This window comes from Streptomyces lancefieldiae, assembly GCF_031845825.1.
In the GTDB taxonomy this organism is placed as follows: Bacteria; Actinomycetota; Actinomycetes; order Streptomycetales; family Streptomycetaceae; genus Streptomyces; species Streptomyces lancefieldiae.
The window spans coordinates 1-2,781 of the sequence record NZ_JAVRFH010000173.1 but is presented as its reverse complement, the minus strand read 5'-3'; the positions used below and the strand labels follow the sequence as shown (position 1 = coordinate 2,781).

The following is a 2,781-nucleotide window of genomic DNA, read 5'->3' as shown; positions in this document are numbered from 1 at the left end:
CGGTCCGCAATTGGCGTCGGCGGTTCCTGGCCGGCCGGCTGGACGGGTTGGTGGACGAGCCCCGGTCGGGCCGGCCGCCCACCATCAGCGTCGACCAGGTGGAAGCGGTCGTGGTCAGCACGCTGGAGGAGATCCCGAAGAACGCCACCCACTGGTCGCGCAAGTCGATGGCCGACCGCAGTGGGCTGTCGAAATCGACTGTGGGCCGGATCTGGCGGAAGTTCCACCTCAAGCCTCACCTGACGGACACCTTCAAACTGTCGACGGACCCCTTCTTCGTGGAGAAGGTCTACGACGTGGTCGGGCTGTACTTCAACCCGCCCGAGGGCGCGGTAGTGCTGTCGGTGGACGAGAAATCCCAAATCCAGGCATTGGACCGGTCTCAGCCGGTGCTGCCCATGATGCCGGGCATGCCCGAGCGCCGCACCCATGACTACGTCCGCAACGGTCTGACCACCTTGTTCGCCGCCTTCGACGTCGCGACCGGAGAAGTCATCACCTCACTGCACCGCAGGCACCGGGCAGCGGAGTTCAAGAAGTTCCTCATCAAGATCGAAAAAGAGGTTCCCGGACACCTCCAGGTCCACCTCATCGTCGACAACTACGGCACCCACAAGACGCCGGCCATCAAGGCATGGCTGGCCAAACACCCCCGGCTCCACCTGCACTTCACGCCCACCGGGTCATCCTGGATCAACCAGGTGGAGAGGTGGTTCGGCTTCCTCGCCGACCAAAAGATCCGCCGCGGCTCCCACAAAAGCGTCCGCTCCCTGGAAGCCGACATCCGCGCGTGGGTCAAGCAATGGAACGAAAACCCAACACCGTTCACCTGGACCAAAACCGCCGAGGAAATCCTCGACTCACTCGCCCGCTTCTGCCAACGGATCTCTGGCGCAGGACACTAGCTAGAACAGCTCCGGGCAGCTGTCCCCGACGAGGCGCGCACCATCGGTGCCGCCGCCCGCTGGCAGCCCAAGACACCCAAGTAACGACGACGCATGGAGGAGGGCCCCCGCTCCGGCGGGGGCCACCGGCACACCGTACGGCGGAGGGCGGCATCCACATCGGGTGCCGCCCTCCGCCGCGTCCGCGACCGGTTCAGGTCCGGCGCCACCACCGGCGCCGGTCCCCGCCCGCCGGCCCCGGCCCCTCGACCGCGGGCTGACCCACCGGCACCCCGCCTCGAAAAGCCCCTGGGCGTCGAGGGCCCACCTCCATCGCGGGGCGGGGCGTTCTTGTGGGGTTCAGCAGGGAGCGGTGACGTTGCCGCAGTAGATCCAGCCGTAGAAGTCATAGGGGGTGCCGTTGCCGTCCACGTAGTGGACGTAGTACCAGCGGTTGCCGGAAGCGTTGTAAGCGTTGTGGCTCCACTCCATCGTCCGGCCAGCATCGGCCCATATGACCTGATCGCAAGTAGCCGCGTAGCACTTCCTGATCGGACCTCCGAGTGATGTGGTCTTGTACCAGGCGGCAGCAGAGACCTCGCCGGGGCTGGGGTTGCTCTGCGCGGCTGCGGCGGGGCTGGCGCTGACCCCGGTGGACAGTGCGGCGGCGACGGCGGCGACGGCGAGTGCGCGTCGGATTCGCATGGCGTTTCTCCCTTGGTTTGACTGAGTGGGATTCTCTCGTCGCAGCGTTGCGAGTACCTTGAATAAACCCCGAATAAAACGGTCACGGTGACCGTTCCCCGAACAGAAGCTGCTGTGACTGAACGCCGCAGCGGTGGTCACCACCACCCCCATCCGGAGCCCACCGAGGAGCCTGGCCTCTTGATCATTCTCCAGTTCACCGCAGTGGACTCGTTCCAGGACCCGTTTGATGCCAGCTCACCGAGCACCCGTGTTCGGAGAGTTCAGAAACAGGTTGTCAGGACAGCGACGACTCAGCAGCTTTTTGTGGGCTCGCCGCCGTAGGGGAAGGACACGTTCCCGCTGTAGACCCAGGCGCTCCAGTCGGAGGCGTAGAACCACTTCGTCCCGCGATCATAGTTGTAGTACACGCAGTACGCCTGAGCCCATCCCTGGGTCGCTGGCTTGTACCCGCCGCACTCCGAGTAGGGCCCTCCGCGGAAGGTAGTACCCGCCTGGTAGTGCATCGCGGTGCCGCCCATAACGTCCTTGTTCCAGTCGCAGTTAACTGCTGCTCCGGCCTGGGCTGGTGCGGCCATAGCCCCGACTGCAAGGGCAGCACTGACGGCAGCGGTCGCGAGGACTTGATGAATTCGCATTGAGGCTCCTTCTGAGCAGAGTGTGGTCTCAAGCCCAGCGGACCGTTTACTCGGCGTTGCGTGTCTCGCCAGTCATAGCGTTCGTCCCGCTGGGCATTGCAGAGCCTGGCGACGATAGGCGGGACGAGACAACGACAACCGGATGTCCCGGACAGATTCGGGCTGTCCGTGCTGGCCAGAGCCCTGTCCCGGACAGGTCCCGGACAGGGCGGAGAGACTCGTCGAGGCGTTCGCCCCTCCACGGGCAACCTCCTGGCGCCGGGCTCCGGGCTGGGGAAGCAAGGCGGGTCAAGGGAATCGGTGCGTGTCAGACGTCATCCGCTTACCGATCAGCGGGTTTGTGGGGTCGAACAAGGGTCTTGTTCGGGTGATCGGGGTGCGGTCGGTGCATGAAGGCAGGGCCTCGCGGTAGCTCGGGGTTGTCTTAAGACGTCATCCGCTTACCGATCAGCGGGTTTGTGGGGTCGAACAAGGGTCTTGTTCGGGTGATCGGGGTGCGGTCGGTGCATGAAGGCAGGGCCTCGCGGTAGCTCGGGGTTGTCTAAGCCAACGAG

Annotated in this window: 2 protein-coding genes; one reads left to right on the top strand and one right to left on the bottom strand. The window is 64.9% G+C overall.

The features are described from left to right. Nucleotides 1-905, top strand: a 905-nt coding sequence (locus RM812_RS41275) for an IS630 family transposase (protein WP_311586040.1), incomplete at its 5' end; no start/stop codon positions are given. 339 nt (nucleotides 906-1,244) lie between these two features. Here RM812_RS41275 and RM812_RS41270 read toward each other — a convergent pair. Beyond that, nucleotides 1,245-1,589 carry a hypothetical protein gene (locus tag RM812_RS41270; protein ID WP_311586038.1) on the bottom strand — a complete coding sequence of 115 codons (345 nt, stop codon included), beginning with the start codon at nucleotides 1,587-1,589 and terminating at the stop codon, nucleotides 1,245-1,247. Nucleotides 1,590-2,781 lie beyond the last annotated feature (1,192 nt).